17 protein-coding genes are annotated in these 17,058 nt (G+C 56.1%); 6 read left to right on the forward strand and 11 right to left on the reverse strand.

Annotated features, from left to right (window positions below; all coding sequences use genetic code 11):
- The 4 genes from WFM46_RS00485 to WFM46_RS00500 form a co-directional block, all read right to left on the reverse strand.
- Positions 1 to 1,502: efflux RND transporter permease subunit (locus WFM46_RS00485; RefSeq protein WP_336996882.1), on the reverse strand; the 1,502-nt coding region annotated here is incomplete at its 3' end.
- Complete coding sequence (locus tag WFM46_RS00490; protein WP_336996883.1) at positions 1,495 to 2,757, reverse strand: efflux RND transporter periplasmic adaptor subunit; 1,263 nt, start codon at positions 2,755 to 2,757, stop codon at positions 1,495 to 1,497. The genes WFM46_RS00490 and WFM46_RS00485, both read right to left, overlap by 8 nt.
- A gap of 40 nt (positions 2,758 to 2,797) precedes the next feature.
- Positions 2,798 to 3,148 (reverse strand): cation efflux system protein CusF, encoded by a 351-nt coding sequence (gene cusF, locus WFM46_RS00495; RefSeq protein WP_159339942.1) that lies wholly within the window; start codon positions 3,146 to 3,148, stop codon positions 2,798 to 2,800.
- A 29-nt stretch (positions 3,149 to 3,177) separates the two neighbouring features.
- On the reverse strand, positions 3,178 to 4,563 hold the full coding sequence (locus WFM46_RS00500) for a Cu(I)/Ag(I) efflux RND transporter outer membrane protein (RefSeq protein ID WP_336996884.1): 1,386 nt from the start codon (positions 4,561 to 4,563) through the stop codon (positions 3,178 to 3,180).
- 183 nt (positions 4,564 to 4,746) lie between these two features.
- Between WFM46_RS00500 and WFM46_RS00505 the strand changes: the two genes are divergently transcribed.
- Positions 4,747 to 5,430, forward strand: a complete 684-nt coding sequence (locus WFM46_RS00505; RefSeq protein ID WP_103176980.1) for a copper/silver response regulator transcription factor — start codon at positions 4,747 to 4,749, stop codon at positions 5,428 to 5,430.
- On the forward strand, positions 5,420 to 6,892 hold the full coding sequence (locus WFM46_RS00510; protein ID WP_336996885.1) for a Cu(+)/Ag(+) sensor histidine kinase: 1,473 nt from the start codon (positions 5,420 to 5,422) through the stop codon (positions 6,890 to 6,892). Before WFM46_RS00505 ends, WFM46_RS00510 begins: the two co-directional genes overlap by 11 nt.
- Positions 6,893 to 6,963: 71 nt before the next feature.
- Here WFM46_RS00510 and WFM46_RS00515 read toward each other — a convergent pair whose 3' ends face one another.
- Entirely contained in the window at positions 6,964 to 7,803 is an 840-nt protein-coding gene (locus tag WFM46_RS00515) for an AraC family transcriptional regulator (RefSeq protein WP_156655229.1), read from the reverse strand.
- Between the two features lie 166 nt (positions 7,804 to 7,969).
- Between WFM46_RS00515 and WFM46_RS00520 the strand changes: the two genes are divergently transcribed.
- Genes WFM46_RS00520 through WFM46_RS00530 form a run of 3 tightly spaced genes read left to right on the forward strand, consistent with a single transcriptional unit; the run spans position 7,970 to position 12,270 of the window.
- Entirely contained in the window at positions 7,970 to 9,778 is a 1,809-nt protein-coding gene (locus WFM46_RS00520) for a DUF2264 domain-containing protein (protein WP_336996886.1), read from the forward strand.
- Between the two features lie 31 nt (positions 9,779 to 9,809).
- Positions 9,810 to 11,054 carry an oligosaccharide MFS transporter gene (locus WFM46_RS00525; protein WP_336996887.1) on the forward strand — a complete coding sequence of 415 codons (1,245 nt, stop codon included), beginning with the start codon at positions 9,810 to 9,812 and terminating at the stop codon, positions 11,052 to 11,054.
- A gap of 28 nt (positions 11,055 to 11,082) precedes the next feature.
- On the forward strand, positions 11,083 to 12,270 hold the full coding sequence (locus tag WFM46_RS00530; protein ID WP_336996888.1) for a glycoside hydrolase family 88 protein: 1,188 nt from the start codon (positions 11,083 to 11,085) through the stop codon (positions 12,268 to 12,270).
- A gap of 21 nt (positions 12,271 to 12,291) precedes the next feature.
- On the opposite strand, the gene WFM46_RS00535 is transcribed toward WFM46_RS00530, so the two are convergent.
- The 6 genes from WFM46_RS00535 to qseB form a co-directional block, all read right to left on the reverse strand.
- A complete protein-coding gene (locus tag WFM46_RS00535; RefSeq protein ID WP_371816533.1) occupies positions 12,292 to 12,822 on the reverse strand; it encodes a hypothetical protein in 531 nt (176 codons plus the stop codon).
- Positions 12,823 to 12,842: 20 nt separating this feature from the next.
- Positions 12,843 to 13,283, reverse strand: coding sequence for a peptidoglycan-binding protein LysM (gene lysM / locus WFM46_RS00540; RefSeq protein ID WP_114316782.1), 441 nt, complete (start codon positions 13,281 to 13,283; stop codon positions 12,843 to 12,845).
- A gap of 193 nt (positions 13,284 to 13,476) precedes the next feature.
- Positions 13,477 to 13,791: a putative quinol monooxygenase gene (locus WFM46_RS00545; RefSeq protein WP_103822963.1), complete on the reverse strand. Its 315-nt coding sequence runs from the start codon at positions 13,789 to 13,791 to the stop codon at positions 13,477 to 13,479.
- A gap of 29 nt (positions 13,792 to 13,820) precedes the next feature.
- Entirely contained in the window at positions 13,821 to 14,402 is a 582-nt protein-coding gene (locus WFM46_RS00550) for an NAD(P)H-dependent oxidoreductase (RefSeq protein WP_103176972.1), read from the reverse strand.
- A gap of 106 nt (positions 14,403 to 14,508) precedes the next feature.
- On the reverse strand, positions 14,509 to 15,858 hold the full coding sequence (gene qseC, locus WFM46_RS00555; protein WP_336996889.1) for a quorum sensing histidine kinase QseC: 1,350 nt from the start codon (positions 15,856 to 15,858) through the stop codon (positions 14,509 to 14,511).
- Complete coding sequence (gene qseB, locus WFM46_RS00560; protein ID WP_103176970.1) at positions 15,855 to 16,514, reverse strand: quorum sensing response regulator transcription factor QseB; 660 nt, start codon at positions 16,512 to 16,514, stop codon at positions 15,855 to 15,857. The genes qseC and qseB overlap by 4 nt, the downstream gene beginning before the upstream one ends.
- A 139-nt stretch (positions 16,515 to 16,653) precedes the next feature.
- Between qseB and WFM46_RS00565 the strand changes: the two genes are divergently transcribed.
- The gene (locus WFM46_RS00565) at positions 16,654 to 17,055 is read left to right on the forward strand and encodes a YgiW/YdeI family stress tolerance OB fold protein (RefSeq protein ID WP_103176969.1); all 402 of its coding nucleotides are present in this window, start codon (positions 16,654 to 16,656) and stop codon (positions 17,053 to 17,055) included.
- Positions 17,056 to 17,058 lie beyond the last annotated feature (3 nt).

Raw genomic sequence — 17,058 nt, forward strand, 5'->3', positions numbered from 1 at the left:
ATCAGGATCGGGATCACCATGAGCGCTAATAGGGCAGCCCCCGCCATCGAACAGGTTTTGGTAAAAGCCAGCGGTCCGAACAGGCGTCCCTCCTGGCCTTCCAGGGTAAAGATCGGAATGAAGGACAAAGTAATAATCAGCAGGCTGATAAACAGCGCCGGTCCAACCTCAACGGACGCCTGGGTGATCACCTGCCAGCGTGTGTCGTTGCGTAGCTTCTGGCCCGGATGCTGGTGTTGCCACTCTTCCAGGCGCTTATGGGCATTTTCGATCATCACGATAGCGGCATCCACCATCGCGCCAACGGCAATGGCAATGCCGCCAAGGGACATGATATTGGCGTTAATTCCCTGAAAACGCATGATGATAAAGGCGAAGCACAGGCCAAGCGGCAGTGAAATAATCGCCACCAGCGCGGAGCGCAAATGCCAAAGAAACAGGGCGCAGACCAGGGCAACCACAATGAACTCTTCCAGCAGTTTATGGCTCAGGTTACCGACGGCCCGGTCAATGAGCTGGCTGCGGTCGTAAGTGGTGACAATTTCCACCCCTTCCGGCAGGCTTTGCTTTAACGTCTCCAGCTTATTTTTGACCGCGGAGATCACCTCCCGGGCATTTTTACCGGAACGCAGGATCACCACGCCCCCGGCCACTTCTCCTTCGCCATTAAGCTCAGCGATACCCCGGCGCATCTCCGGTCCAGTCTGCACCCGCGCCACGTCACGCAGATAAATCGGTACACCGTTGACGCCAGCTTTTAGCACGATGGCATTGAAATCATCCAGCGTTTGCAGGTAGCCGCTGGCCCGGATCATATACTCGGCTTCAGAGAGCTCGACAGAGGCACCCCCCGCCTCCTGATTGGAGGCATTCACTGCGGCTTTCACCTCCGCCAGACTGATGCCGAACTGGGTTAGTTTCTGAGGATCGACCACGATCTGGTACGCTTTAACCACGCCTCCCACCGACGCCACTTCGGCAACATCCGGGAGAGTTTTCAGCTCATATTTCAGGAACCAGTCCTGTAAAGAGCGCAGTTCAGCCAGATCGTGTTTGCCGCTGCGATCCACCAGCGCATACTCAAAGATCCAGCCTACGCCGGTGGCATCCGGACCCATTTCTGCCGTTACGCCCGCGGGCAGTTTGCCCTGGACCTGGTTGAGGTATTCCAGCACCCGGGAGCGCGCCCAGTACCGATCGGTACCCTCTTCAAAAATGACATACACATACGAATCACCAAACTGCGAAAAGCCGCGCACCGTTTTTGCGCCTGGCACAGAGAGCATGGTGGTGGTGATTGGGTAGGTGACCTGATTTTCTACCAGTTGCGGAGCCTGGCCCGGATACTGGGTTTTTACGATCACCTGTACGTCAGAGAGATCCGGCAAGGCATCAACCGGGGTGTGGAGGATTGTCCAGGTACCCCAGATGCTGAGAAACGCTACGCCCATTAACATCAGAAAACGGTTAGCCACCGAACGGCGAATAATCCATTCAATCATTTGCTTTCCCTTCGTGCGGATGGCCGGTTGTACGCATTCTCTCCAGCGCGCCTGTGATGTTTGCCTCTGAATCGATCAGGAACAGGCCGCTCGACACGACCTTTTCACCCTCTGTAAGTCCGGTACGAATGGCGGTGACGCCCTGGGATTCATGGAACACTTCAACCAATTTCGGGACGAAGCGCCCCTCGCTATTAACGGTAATAACCCGTTGCTCATCACCGCTGTCGATTAACGCGGTGGAAGGAATTAACAGCATGGGCTGACTTTGGCTGTTGAGTTTTAACCAGGCATTCATACCCGGTTTCAGGGTCTCGTCCGGGTTATCCACCTCCAGGCGCAGCTGGAGCGTGCGGGTTGCCGCATCCACACTCGGCAGCAGCGACCATTTCTTCACGGAGAGCGTTTTATCCGGCCATGCCGGCACAGAAAACGTGAACTGTGATGTATCGTTAATCAGCCAGGCGATGGATTCTGGCACTGAGGCTGTGATCCACACCGGGTCCATACCCTGGATTTTGGCGACTACGTTGTCTTTAGCGATGTTCATCCCGCTGCGCAGATCAAATGCGGTAATCACCCCGTCAATAGGCGCTTTCAACGTGAAGCGGGTCTGAATTTTGCGGCTGGAGATGAGACGCCGTACAGCCTCGTCCGGCATACCCGCCAGCCGCAGGCGCTCAAGGATCCCTTCAGTTTGAGTACCTGTCCCGCCAGTCTCCTGCAGGAGTAAATATTCACTCTGTGCTTCAACCCAGTCCGGGATAGTCATGTCCACCAGCGGCATCCCTTTGCGCACTTTGTCCCCCACGGTCAGGGGATAGACTTTCTCAATAAAGCCCGCTGAGCGTGCCTGCAGGATGGCAAACTGATATTCGTTGTAGCTGACATTGGCCGGGAAGGTCCGCTGATACTGCAACGACCCCTGGCGAACCGACTCCACCTTTACGCCGAGGTTTTGTGTCTGGGTCGGGTCGATGCGAATGCCAGGGGCAGGGGTTTCCCCTCCCTCTTCATCGGCATACTTCGCCACCAGATCCATATCCATAAAGGGTGACTTGCCTGGTTTATCAAAGCGGGTGTTGGGGTACATCGGGTCATACCAGAACAGCACTTGCCGGTGCTGCTCTGTGGCGGGAGCTTCAGTGGTCGAATGCGCAGCTGAAATAGAGAAAGCAATGCCTGCGGTAATGCTACCGCCCAGGATCGCGCCGCCGACAATAAGTGCTGTGTTTTTAATGTTGAAAGGCATCATAGTTATTCCATTCACGCTCAGTGCACCGTATCTGGCGGGATTAATCCTGGGTGTGGATATCCTGTAATAACGAGATGTTGCCCTGCTGCACAAAGGTAAATTCAACCTTGTCGCCCGGTTTAATATCCTGCAGGTGCGTCGTGGGGGTCAGGGTGAAACGCATCGTCATTGCTGGCCAGTTCAATGCCGCGACAGGTCCGTGGGCGATGGTTATCTTTTTTTCTTGCATATCAATATGTTTGACTTCTCCTGTGGCGTTGACCACCGGATGTTGCTCTGCCGTTGCCGCGGTGGGCTGCATGTTTGCCATGTCATGCCTGTCGCTGGCGTGCGCGCTGAACAGGGTCGCGGAACAGAGGCCGAAAAAGAGTGCGGTAGAGAGCGTTTTCATCGTGATAATTCCTGAGTGAAGTAAGGGGGTTATTCAATCCAGCCGCCGCCGAGAGCGGTGAATAACGTAATTTCGTTCACATGACGGGCGTAGTTAAGGTCGAGTAAGGTCTGCCGGGTGGTAAACAGGGCGCGTTCGGCATCCAGCACTTCGATATAGCTGACCGCGCCATGCTGATAGAGGACTCTGGCGCGCTGTTGGCTTATCTGCAGCGAGGTGAGATAGCGCTGCTGCGCCGCAATCTGATCGCTAATGTGCTGGCGTAATGCCAGCGCATCCGCAACCTGTTTAAAGGCGGTCTGGATCTTATTTTCATAATTCACTACCGACTGTTGCTGACGAATTTCAGCCAGGCTGAGGTTCGACTGATTACGTCCGGCATTAAACAGAGGCAGCTCGATTTTGGGGATAAAATTCCACATCCCACTGCCCGCAGAAAACAGGCTGGATAACTCGGTACTGCTGCTGGATAACGCGCTGGTGAGAGTGATGGACGGGAAAAAAGCGGCGCGGGCGGCACCGATATTGGCATTGGCCGCCAGCAGCTCGTGTTCAGCCTGCATGATATCCGGGCGCTGCAATAAAATGTTTGAGGAGAGATTTGGCGGTAATACTACGCCATTATTTGCAATATCCTCGCGATAGCCATTCTTCGGCAGCGGGTTCCAGGTACCCAACAGCAGATGCAGGGCGTTATCGGCCTGCACCAGCTCCCCTTGCCGCCTGGCGATATCGCTGCGGGTGCTCTCTATGACGCCACGCGCCTGCTCCAGTGCCAGCACACTGGTGCTGCCTGTCAGCAGTTGCTTCTCAACAAAGGTATAAGCACGCTCATAGTTGGCTAACGTCTCCTGGGCCACCTGGAGCTGGGCCCAGGCCCGCTGCTGATTGAAATAGGCCTGCGATACATTCGAGATAAGTAAAATATGTACCGCCCGATGAGCTTCGGCGCTGGCAAGATACGCCTGACGCTCAGCTTCACTCAGATTTTTTAAGCGGCCAAAGAAATCCAGATCGAAGCTAAGGTTGAGGCCTGCTTCATAGTCCCCCGTGGTCGATGCATTCCCGTCCACTCTCCCGCTCACTGTTTTACGGCCATCCATCGTCAGTTGCGCAAAACGGTCGGCATCCGTTACGCCGTATTGCGCCTGGGCTTCCTCTACTTTCAACGCCGCCATTCGCAAATCGCGGTTATTTACCAGCGCTTCGTCTATCAGGGCCTTGACGTGCGGATCGACAAAAAAGGCCCGCCAGCCGCTATCCCGGTAACCCGGCGTTGTAGCCACTAATGCATTCTGGCTGAGCGAGAATTGCGACGGCACCGGGGCGGACGGGCGCTGATATTCCGGTGCCAGCGAAAGACAGCCGGTCAGAATAAAACTTACGCTGAGCGTCATTAATTGAAATTTACGCATAGGTTTTCTCGCCCGGGCGGATCCTTAAAGGGGTAGTTCAACGACGGGTACTTTACGTTCCGGACTCTGTTTGACGGGTGACAGGAAAATGACAAAGCTGTCATTAAGCGGAATATGCCTTTGCTATCGAATCCGGGATGCCTAAAATCTCAGGCTCGCAGCGCAGGGCAGGGAGAGAACGTCATGAAAATTCTGATCGTCGAAGACGAGAAAAAAACCGGCGAGTATTTGACTAAGGGGCTGAAAGAGGCCGGGTTTATTGTCGATCTGGCAGACAACGGCCTGAACGGTTTTCATCTGGCAATGACCGCAGATTACGATCTGTTGATCCTCGACATTATGCTGCCGGATGTGAACGGCTGGGATATTGTCAGGATGCTGCGCACGGCCAACAAAGGGATGCCCATTCTCCTGCTCACCGCGCTGGGCACCATTGAACATCGGGTCAAAGGGCTTGAGCTGGGCGCTGATGATTATCTGATTAAGCCTTTTGCCTTTGCCGAACTGCTGGCCCGAGTAAAGACGTTACTCCGTCGTGGCGCGGCGGTGATGGTCGAAAGCCAGTTTCAGGTAGCCGATCTGACCCTCGATCTGGTCAGCCGTAAGGTAACGCGCAACGGAACGCGCATCACGCTGACCAGCAAGGAGTTTACCTTGCTGGAGTTCTTCATTCGTCATCAGGGCGAAGTGTTGCCCCGGTCGCTGATTGCGTCTCAGGTCTGGGACATGAATTTTGACAGCGATACCAATGCCATCGACGTGGCGGTGAAAAGGTTGCGGGGCAAGATTGATAACGATTTTGAACCACGGCTCATCCAGACCGTGCGCGGTGTAGGCTATATGCTTGAGGTGCCAGATGATCTTTAGGCGCTCCCCCCGGCCTTTTTCGTTGGCCACGCGGCTCACGTTCTTTATCAGCCTCGCCACCATTGCCTCTTTTTTTGTCTTCACCTGGGTAATGATCCACTCCGTAAAGGCACATTTCGAAGAGCGCGATATTCATGATTTGAAGCAGATAGGCTTCACCCTCGAAACGGTACTGAGCCATCAGGAGGAGCCGGAAAAAGAGCGGCTGGAAATCCTGCAAAATGTCGTGGCAGGCTTCGCCAATATCTCTGTTTTGCTACTGGATAGGGATAATCGTCCGGTTTTTCAGTCCTCAACCGGACCCGATTTGAACACCCTTCTCAACGATCCCGCCCCTGGCAGAGATTTGCGTGCCGGACATGTGCTCTTATGGCGTGATCCCGCCCCGCACCAGGGAATGGCTGATAGTGCGCAGGCGCAGCACAGCGCCTGGCGTATAATTATGCTACCCATCGGCAAAAAAGCAGATGGCACGCCCGCCTATAATTTACTGATGGCGCTATCGATCAATTTTCATCTGCATTATATCAATGACCTCAAAAACAAGCTGATGATAATGGCGTCGATAATCAGCATTATCGTGATCTTTATTGTGCTGTTTGCCGTCTATCAGGGGCATAAACCTATCCGCAGTTTAAGTCAGCAGATCAAAAATATTAGCTCGACCGATCTCGGTGTCCGCTTAAATAACCAAAATGTGCCCATTGAGCTGGAAAGGCTGGTGATCTCTTTTAACCATATGATTGAGCGTATAGAAGATGTCTTTAACCGGCAGTCCAATTTTTCTGCCGATATTGCTCATGAAATGCGTACCCCGATCACTAATCTTGTCACGCAAACCGAAATAGCTCTCAGCCAGCCACGTAACGTGAAAGAGCTGGAGGAAGTGCTCTACTCCAGCCTGGAGGAGTTTTCACGCATGTCGAAAATGGTCAGCGATATGCTATTTCTCGCCCAGGCAGATAATAACCAGCTGATCCCGGAAAAAGAGAAGCTGGATCTGGCGACGGAGATCGCCACGGTTTTCGACTTCTTTGAAGCCCTGGCCGAGGAACGCGAAGTAGCGCTAAGCCTGGAGGGGCAGGCCACCCCGGTGGAGGGCGATCCGCTGATGCTGCGTCGGGCAATAAGCAACTTACTGTCAAACGCCATCCGTTATACCCCACGCGGGAGCACCATTACCGTTCACCTGCGCTCAGGGGAAGGGGAAGTGCATATTAGTGTGGAAAACCCGGGCACGCCTATAGCGCCTGTGCATTTACCCCGGCTGTTCGATCGCTTTTATCGGGTCGATCCCTCTCGTCAGCGAAAAGATGAAAACAGTAGCGGCATCGGTCTGGCGATCGTTAAATCCATTATTACTGCCCATAATGGACGGGTATCCGTTGAGTCAGATAAAACCTCGACGCGCTTTATTCTGATGCTGCCTGCTCAGTCAGGGGCCATTAATCCGCCGTTATGATGAACAGGAAAAGTATCACTATGCCGTCACGTTTTCAGAGATGAATGAGCATGAGCGCGCAGCCGTGTGTCTCAGGGCTGCAGATGATTCTTCCGGTACTGTAAGGGCGTCTCTCCGATCCCCTTTTTAAACGCGCTGATAAAGTAGGTCACGTCTGAAAACCCCACCCGGGCGGCAATCTCCCGCACGCTGGCGTCTGAATGCAGCAGGCTCTCACAGGCTTTGCGTAATCGTAACGTATTCAGGTAATCGTGAATTTTCTCTCCCGTCTCCGCATGGAATTTCCGTGATACGTAGCTGCGGGATTTACCCAGCTCGTCTGCCAGCGCATCAAGACTGAACTTATGCTGGTAGTGCTCATCCAGCCAGAACATTACCTGGCTGGCAATACCGTGGCTGTTGCCGGGCTGGCCTTCGTCATCGTGCGGCAGCATGGCGAACAGGCTAATCAGCAGGCTGGCGATGCGCTCGCTGTTCAACGGCGGCGGGTAGCAGCTGAAAAGATGATCGATATGGCTGTGGCAATGGGCCATGTCCGCTACCCAGGCTTCTCCTCCCCGTTGGGACAGCTTCTGGAGTCGCTGTTGGGTCTGGGGAAAATCACGCAGGGCTTTCATTACCGCATGCTGATCGAGATGAATAATGGTCCGGCGGTAGTTCGCTTCGGCCTGGGGGTCGACCATCACCTTGTGCAGGGTAAAGGGGGGAAAGAAAAATAGCCTCCCCGGGCGCATGGTGTAGTGGCGGTTATCGACAATCGCCACGCCAAAGCCCTCTTCGACATAGAGGATCTCCAGACACTGGTGCCAGTGGTGATAGCGCACGGTGTTGGCGAACAGGCGACTGAACGACACGAGGGTATCGTTCAGGGTGATGAGCTCAAGGTGTTCCGGCGTAGGGGTTTCGCGCATAGTGCAATAAAACTCAACTTTTCCCTTTTCTTTCCTCTTTATAAACCACCATTTTAAATTTCCTCAACTGCGGGTTTATTCATCTCTCACTCCTGTGACCCGGCTAACATTTCTGCACCTTGTTGATTAACTATGCTTTGCCGCAGTTGATTGCGAGGACAAGCGTATGTGCGCGGCAAATAAAGAAAAATCAAATCCGTTGTCATCCCGCCAGGATCTGGTGGCGGCCCTGAACATGTGGCTTTCGGCGGTAGATAATCAGTTTCCGGCGGGGAGTTCGCGGTTTTCACTGGGCGATACCTGCGCGCACTACGCCCGGGATGTGGCGCAGATGGAGGGGCTCTCCCGTGTCTTATGGGGGCTGTTTCCGTTGATGGCCGCAGGCGACAGCACGCCCTTTAGCGATAAATATATCGCCGCCATTAAGCAGGGCACCGATCCGCAAAGCGCAGGCTACTGGGGCGAAGCCGGGCCTTATGACCAACGTCTGGTGGAGATGGCGGCCTATGGCCTCGGGCTGGCGCTCCTACAGGACAAACTTACTGAACTGTTTAGCGAACGTGAGCTGATGAATCTGCACGCCTGGCTGAACCAGATCACCGACGCGACGATGCCGGACAGCAACTGGAACTACTTCGCCATCATGGTCCAGCTTGGCTTTAAGCGCGCCGGATTGCCCTACGACCAGCAGGCCATCGATCGCCGCTTCGCCATGATGGAGACCTACTATCTGGGGGACGGCTGGTACTCCGACGGTCCGGGACGGCCAAAGGACTACTACATCTCAATGGCGTTTCACTTTTACGGTTTGATCTACGCCACCCTGAGCGGTGATGAGGCGAGGGCAGAGGTGCTGCGCCAGCGTTCGCGCCTGTTCGCGGAAGATTTTATCTATATGTCCGCCGCCGACGGCGCCTCGGTGCCCTTTGGCCGCAGCCTGACCTACCGCTTCGCGATGGTCGCCTTCTGGAGCGCGGTGGCTTTTTCCGGGCTGGAGGTATTCACGCCGGGGGTTGTGAAAGGGATCATCCTCCGTCATCTGCGCTGGTGGCAGCAACAGCCGATGACCGATCGCGACGGGATCCTGACGCTTGGCTTCGCCTACCCGAACCTGGCGATGTGCGAGGACTATAACTCCCCCGGCTCGCCTTACTGGGCGCTGAAAACCTACCTGATTTTGGCCCTGCCGGAGAGCCATCCGTTCTGGCAGGCAGAAGAGCAGCCATTACCTGCGCTTGCCGAAAAGCGCCTCATTCCCCATGCCCAGCAGATCCTGATGCAGGCGGATCACGTCACGATGCTCACCGCCGGACAGCTGGAGCTGAACAACTATGTGAACACCGAGGCGAAATACACCAAATTTGCCTACTCCAGCCGCTTTGGGTTCACCATCGAGCGCGGACGCTTCGGCATCAAGCATGCTGCCTGCGACTCCATGCTGCTGTTGGCCGATGGTGATAACTACTTCCGCGGACGCCGTGAATGCGAAGCGGTCCGCGTCGACGAGAACTTCATCTTTTCGCGCTGGTCGCCGTGGCACGACGTCCACATTGAGAGCTGGCTGGTGCCGTTTGGCGAGTGGCATCTGCGCCTGCACCGCATCAACAGCGCCCGCACGTTGCAGACGGTGGAGGGCGGTTTTGCGGTAATGAAAACCGACCATCAGCTTATCGGGCGCGGCAGTTATCTGAATGCCGCGAACGGCAGCAGCGTCATTGTCGATCTGTCGCCTGTCATCAGCCGTCAGCCTGACAGCGTGGTGACGCCACCCAACAGCAGCATCATGTTTGCCGAATGCGCCGCCATTCCGGTGCTGACCACCACTCTCCCGCAGGGGGAGAGCTGGCTGTGCAGTGCGGTATACGCCTCCGGGAAAGCGCGTGCAGAGGCAAACACACCACAACTGAAAATAGAAGATAACCGGGTCGTTATTTGCGCGCCCGGAAGCGAACGTAAGCTGTCGTTCATTTTATAAGAGCCTTACCCTGGATATCGGCGAGGATGGTATGAGCAACAAAACTGAATATTACAAAATCAGCAGTTTTATCTTTCTCTATTTCTTTACCTGGTCGGCCAGTATTGGTTTGCTGGCGATCTGGCTCGGGCAAAAAGCCAACCTGAGCGGCTCGGTGATCGGCACCGTATTTGCGGTAAACGGTGTCTTCTCCGTTATTCTGAAACCGATCTATGGCTATATTCTGGATAAGATCGGCATGAGCAAATACCTGCTCTATTTTGTGGTGGCGATGTCCGCCCTGATGGCGCCGTTCTTTATTTATGTCTATCAGCCGCTGTTAATGTCCAACACCCTGGTGGGGATTATTATCGGCGCGCTCTATTTAAGTTTCGCCTGGTATGCGGGCGTCGCGGCGTGCGAATCCTATTCCGACCGTTTCAGCCGTCTTAACGGCATGGAATTTGGTCAGATCCGTATGTGGGGATCGCTGGGCTGGGCGGTGGCATCGTCGTTCTCCGGCCTGCTGTTTAACCTCTCTCCGGCGTACAACTTCATTATGGGCAGCGTGGCGTCGGTCATTATGCTGATTGTCCTCCTGAGCCTGAAGGTGAACACCAACTCGGCCCATGCGGGTGAGGTGCTGACCAAAGAGAAAATCGTTCCGGCGGATGTCTACGCCCTGCTGCGCAGCCGCAAATTCTGGGCCTTCTGCCTGTACGTAGCGGGCGTGGCGTGGATGATGTTTATCGCCGAGCAGCAGTTCTCGCGCTATTTCGTCACCTTCTTTGATGATGTGCACCAGGGCAACGCGGTATTTGGCTATCTGGGCACCGTGCAGTCGGGGATGGAATTTGTCATGTATATGGTCATCCCGCTGTTCGTGAATTTTATTGGCGCCAAGCGTGGGTTATTGATTGTCGGCCTGATTGTCGGGGCACGCCTGATTATTTCCGGGATCTGCGATTCGCACCTGCTTATTTCGGTTCTCAAGCCGCTGTACGGTCTGGAGATCTGCCTCCTGCTGGTGTCGGTCTTTAAGTATATCGCCGAGCATTTCGATAAACGCGTGAACGCCACCATGTATCTGCTGGGCTATCAGGCAATGCTCTACGTCGGTAATGTCGTGGTCTCGTCACCTGCCGGTTATATGTATGACCGCATCGGCTTTGAGCAGACCTATATCATCATGGGCGCCACGGCGCTGACCTTTACCCTTATTTCCGCCTTCACGTTATCCGCCTGCCAGAGCAAATGGCGCGGCGCAAAAACGCTGAACGTTGCTGAACATCACTAATTTACGTCGTCAAAGAAGGAATCGAATTATGTTAAGTCGTATCACCGAGGAACGTCTGGCCGATATTCCCGTGCCCGTGGATGAACGCGCCTTTAGCGATGAATTAATCTCGGCACGCAGCCATATCCTCGACCTGATTAGCCGTCATTTAACGGAATTCGGTGACAAATTCCCGGCAGAAACCTGCAAAGAGGGGTTTTATCCCCTGACCGATAACGTCGAGTGGACCACCAGCTTCTGGACCGGGCAGCTGTGGCTGGCGTGGGAGATGAGCGGGGACGAGAAATTCCGTGAGATGGCCCAAAAACACACGCGCTCGTTTGGCCTGCGCATTGCCGGGCGCAGCGACACCAACACCCACGATCTCGGCTTCCTCTACACCCTCTCCTGCGTGGCGGACTGGCGGTTGACCGGTTACCGTGAAGCGCGCGGCTTCTCGCTGCTGGCGGCAGAAGCCCTGCTGGAACGCTTCCACGAGAAGGCAAAGATCATCCAGGCGTGGGGCGATCTGGCTGACCCGGAACAGGCTGGCCGGATGATCATCGACTGCAACATGAATCTGCCGCTGCTCTACTGGGCGACGGAGCAGACTGGCGATCCGCGCTTTGCCGAGGCCGCCAGAGCCCATGTGAGGCAGGCCGCAACATACCTTATCCGTGACGATGCCTCTACCTTCCACACCTACTATATGGACGTGGTCACCGGCGCGCCGCGCTACGGCAATACCCAGCAGGGCTATGCGGACGACTCCTGCTGGTCGCGGGGCCAGGCGTGGGGGATTTACGGCTTTCTGCTGAGCTATATCTATACCGGCGACGAGACGATGATCGCCCTGTCAAAACGGCTGGCAAATTACTTCCTCAACCGCCTGCCGGAGGATTACGTCTGCCACTGGGATCTGGCGCTGGTGGGCACCGACGCGCTGCGTGACGCCTCGTCGGCGGCGATTGCGGTATGCGGCCTGCTGGAGCTGGTGAAGCATCTGCCGGTGACTGACCCGGATCGCGAGCGCTATCTGGCGTGGGCGAAAGGGATCATGTCCTCGCTGACCAGGCACTACCTGATGGGAAAAGAGGAGAAGGGCAACGGCGTGCTGAAACACTCTGTGTATCACCTCGCCAGCAATAAAGGCGTGGACGAGTGCGCCAGTTGGGGGGATTACTTCTACGTCGAAGCGCTGGTGCGCTTTACCCAGAGCTGGAAACTGTACTGGTAAGAAAACGCTGGGGTGGCGTTGTCACCACCCCAGCACTTCAGTAATTACCCGCCGGTAGGGGGTGTCGATTTGGGCTGGCACCTGGTCAAAATAGTCCCGCGCGTGCTGGCGGGCCTCGCCGCTCAGGCTGTCCAGATAAACAATCGCTTCGTCCACGGTAGGCACCCGCCCCTCCAGTGAGGCGCTTCTCGGTGGCAGCCCGGTCCAGATCACCGCCTCGATGCCTCTCTCGGCCGCCCATTTAGCAAGCAGGCCGGTATGGCGCTCTCCAGTCAGCAACGAACCGATACCGTCACAACGTTCTTCAGGGATCCCTTCGCGCTCGCGCAGGGCCTGACAGGCAACGTTCAGGGTTTCCGCGTTGAGCCACGCCCAGAGCACGGGAACGGCAGGTGCGTTCATGCAGAGGGCGGTGGCGAGCTCGCCGCCATCGCTGATCCGACAAAATTCAACGGGGAGCGATGGCCCGTCAGTTTTCCACTCCCCGGCGACGGGGAGTGGGCCGCTTTTCCATATCAACGAGCCCCAGCCCAGACAGGCTATCTTCATCATCTTCCCTCGGTGCGGTGCTATCAGGCTTCTGGAATACGCAGCGTCTGGCCGGGATAAATTTTATCGGGGCTGGAGAGCATAGGGCGGTTGGCTTCGAAGATTTTGTTGTACTGCGACGCATCGCCATACACCGTTTTGGAGATAGCGCTCAGCGTATCACCCGATTTGACCGTGTAGTAGGTGGCTTCATGTTGGGTATCGGTGGCGGTGATGCTGTTTTCCACCTCGCTGACGCCCGCGATGTTCCCCACCGCGACCTGGATTTTTTCCTTCTGCTCCTGGGTGAGTCCGTCGCCCGTCACCACGGCCTTACCGTCGTTGACGTTGACCTGCACTTTGTCGGCGCCCGGTATGTTGAGTTTTTTAAGGTGTTCAGTCACCTTATCGCTCTGACCTTTGTGATCGGTCAGGTTATCCCACAGCTTTTCACCTGCCTCTTTAACGAAGTTAAAAATTCCCATTCCTTCCTCCAGATAACAATGAAATCAGAGGTAAGCATAGCAGGTGCGTTTCGAGGTAATAAAAAAAGCCCGGAAACGCTATGCGTACCGGGCCTGAGATTCGGTGCTGTTGGTATTGCCGGGCGGCACTTCGTTTGCCCGGCCTACGGTTTTGTAGGCCCGGTAAGCGTAGCGCCACCGGGCAAAACAGGGGTTAAACCCCGTTCTCCAGAATACGGATATGCGTTTCCAGAACGTCACCCTTCACCGCCTCGCTCCACGCTTTCATGTGCGGAGTCTGCAGATGCGCTTCAAGGTGCGCGACGGTTTCCCACTGCTCAACCATCACGATGGAGTCGGGGGCGGTGGTCTGGAAGCTGACACCCGCGGCGGTGTCCACCATCGGCGCGTAGCCGTGGCAGCCGGCTTCTTCTAAAACGGTCGGGATAATTTTAGCGAACTGATCCAGCACCGCCTGACGGTGATGTTGGCCAGGACGGGTACGAATTTCAGCAATAACGGTAAGCATGGTCATTTCTCCTGATAACATGCAACCAGTTAAGCAAAAATTTCAGCCAGATGCTTGCGATATTCTGCGATATAGCGTGGCACGTCCGGCATTTTGATCACGTCGTTGGTGATAAAGGTCGGCAGCGCCTCCATTCCCAGGAACTGGTTGGCTTTGTGGAACGGCAGATAAACACCGTCCACGCCCACGCCGTGGAAGAACTGATCTTCTTCGGTGAAGGCTTCTATCGGGGCGTTCCAGGTGAGGGAAAGCATGTACTTTTTCCCCTGAATCAGACCGCCGGAGCCATATTTTTTCGAGGCATCTGAACGGGTGCGGCCATCGCTGGCATACAGCGCGCCGTGGCCTTCAGTAAAGACATCGTCCATGTACTTTTTCACGGTCCACGGTGCGCCCATCCACCAGCCAGGCATCTGCCAGATCACCACGTCAGCCCAGAGGAAGTTCTGCACTTCGGCCTGGATATCGTACTCGCCGTCGGTGCGCACGACTTTAACATCATGCCCGGCGTCGCGCAGGAAGCCGTCCGCGACCTCGGTCAGGGTGTCATTCAGTTGGCCATTGGAGTGGGCGAATTTTTTTGCGCCGTTGATAATTAAGATATTGCTCATTAAGTTGTCCTCAGAGTAGCGAGTCTGAGGGCTATTCTACGCGCGACAGCGGTGCGGTGAAATTAGCAAAATGTGCAAAGTCTTTTGCTATAGCAGCAATAATTCCCTACCAGCCGACGGTGACGGCAAAGCCGCCCTCCGGCGCATTCCCGAGTGTAACCGTCATTCGATGCAGGGCGGCAATCCGTTTGACGATAGACAACCCCAGCCCGCTGCCGGTTTGCTCCTGCCCTGGCGGGCGATAGAAGCGCTCGCCGATCCGCGCCAGCGCCTCGGGGGCAATGCCCGCTCCGTTGTCACGGACGGTAAAACTGCGGCTATCGAGCGTAACCTCCACCACACTGCCGCACGGGCTGTAGCGTACGGCGTTATCCAGCAGATTGCGCACCAGCAGGCTCAGCAGCAGCTGCTGACCAGGGCGGGTGACCTGCGGGGCGTTGATGTTCAGGCGCATCTCGATCCCGGCCTGCTGCGCCGTAGAGTAAATCTCCATCACCGCCGACTGGAGAACATCGGCCAGCACCAGGGATTCCACGTCATCGAGGCTCTCCAGCGAATCCAGGCGCGACAGGGTCAGGAGCTGCTCAACCAGCCGCGATGCCCGGTCGATACCGGCGTGTAGCTGGTTCAGCGCTTTGCCCTGCGCCTCAGGATCGTCCAGCGACAGCTGCGCCACGTCGGTCTGCACTTTCAGGGCGGTGAGGGGGCTGCGCAGTTCATGGGCGGCATCGGAGGTAAAGCGGCGCTCGCGGGCCATCATCTCCTGGGTGCGGGCGAACAGATGATTCAGCGCATCGAGCAGCGGACGAACCTCAACGGGCACGCCGTGGGTCGGCAGGCGGTCAGTGGCATCCGGTGAGCGGAGGCGCAGGGTTTGCGCCAGCTTTTTCAGCGGGTGCAGTTCCCGGCTCAGCAAGACGATAAGCAACAGCAGCATCACCGGCAGCGCCACCAGCCACGGCGTGAGCTGCGATCGCACCACGTCCAGCGCCATCTCCTGACGGTACTCCCGCTCCTGGCCGACCACCACCCGGTACTTGCCGTCCGGGGCGGTAAGCCAGAGGAAGCGCCATTCGTCGTTATCGTCGTCCAGCCGCCCGTTGTCGAAGCCCTCCCGGCGATAGTGGTACGGAATGTCGCGTCCGTTTTCGCCGTCGTTGAGCACCATTTTGCCCTCGGGGGTATAGATGGCGAAGGCCAGCGCATCGTCATCCAGATGGCCGTGACGGGCTTTTTTCGGCACCTCGCGCATGCGTTCCGGGGCTTTGAGCTCGTCGAGATCCATGGTCAGCAGCCTTTTGGCAAACAGCATCTGCTGGGTGTCAAACAGCTTATCGAGCTTATCGGTGGTCTGGTGCCAGGCGACGATGCTCGCGGCAAACCACGCCGTCAGCGACAGGGCTAAGAACAGCAGCGTCAGGCGCAGCTTGAGGCTGAGGCGTTGGGTCAGTTTCATGCGTCACCCAGGGTATAACCGATGCCGTGCACGGTGCGGATAACATCGCTGCCGAGCTTGCGGCGCAGATGGTGTATGTGGACTTCTATGGCGTTGCTGGAGACGTCGTCATCCCAGGTATAGAGCTTCTCTTCAATCAGCTTCCGCGGCAGGACGCGGCCTGCGTTGCGCATCAGGAGTTCCAGCAGGGCAAACTCTTTCGGCTTCAGCACCAGAGTTTCGCCGTTCAGGGTGGCGACGAGGCTGGTGGGATTGAGCGTGATCTTACCGTGGCGCAGTTCGCTGTGCGCCTGCCCGTGGCTGCGGCGCACCAGCGCCTCCAGACGGGCAGCCACCTCAATCAGGGCGAAGGGTTTACAGAGATAATCGTCAGCCCCCAGGCGCAGCCCCTCGACGCGCTGATCGAGCGCATCCCGCGCGGTTAAGATCAGCACCGGTTCGTCGCGCCCCTGTGCCCGCCATTCGCGCAGGATTTGTAGCCCGTCGAGGCCGGGCAGCGTCAGGTCAAGTACCACGGCGTCGTAGGGGGCGCTATAGAGCGCCGCACGGCCCGTTTCGCCGTCGGTGAACCAGTCCACGCAAAAGCCCATTTTCGTCAGCCCGGCTTTAATGCCATCGCCAATCAGCCTGTCATCTTCTACCAGTAAAATGCGCATGTTTCCCTCCCTGATGCCGTCAGTAAACCCTCTGTTACGCACAGCTGTACAGTAAAAAAATTTAAATTTTCCGCTTAAGAAGTTGTTAAGGTTTACCCTGTTTAATGGATTGCGAAACGACATTAAAGGGAGAGTTAAGATGAAAAAAATCGCTGCTATTGCTGCCATCATGATGATCACCTCCGCGCCGGTGTTTGCGGCACAGGGGGGATTTAATGGCCCATCCGCGACGGCAACCCAGACGCAAACCCAGCAGGGCGGGTTTGTCGATAATGACGCTAACCTCACCACGGCGCAGAAGGTCAAGGATATGAAGGATGACAGCTGGGTGAAACTGCGCGGGACGATTACCGAGCGCCTCTCTGACGACCGTTATACCTTCCGTGATGAGAGCGGCACGGTAACGGTGGAGATCGACAATAAACACTGGAACGGCCAGACCATTACGCCGCAGGATAAGGTTGAGCTGCAGGGCAAGGTCGATAAAGAGTGGAACGATTTCGAAATCGACGTGAAACAGGTTATCAAGCTGAATAAATAACCC

Source organism: Leclercia sp. M50, assembly GCF_037150775.1.
GTDB lineage: Bacteria > Pseudomonadota > Gammaproteobacteria > Enterobacterales > Enterobacteriaceae > Enterobacter.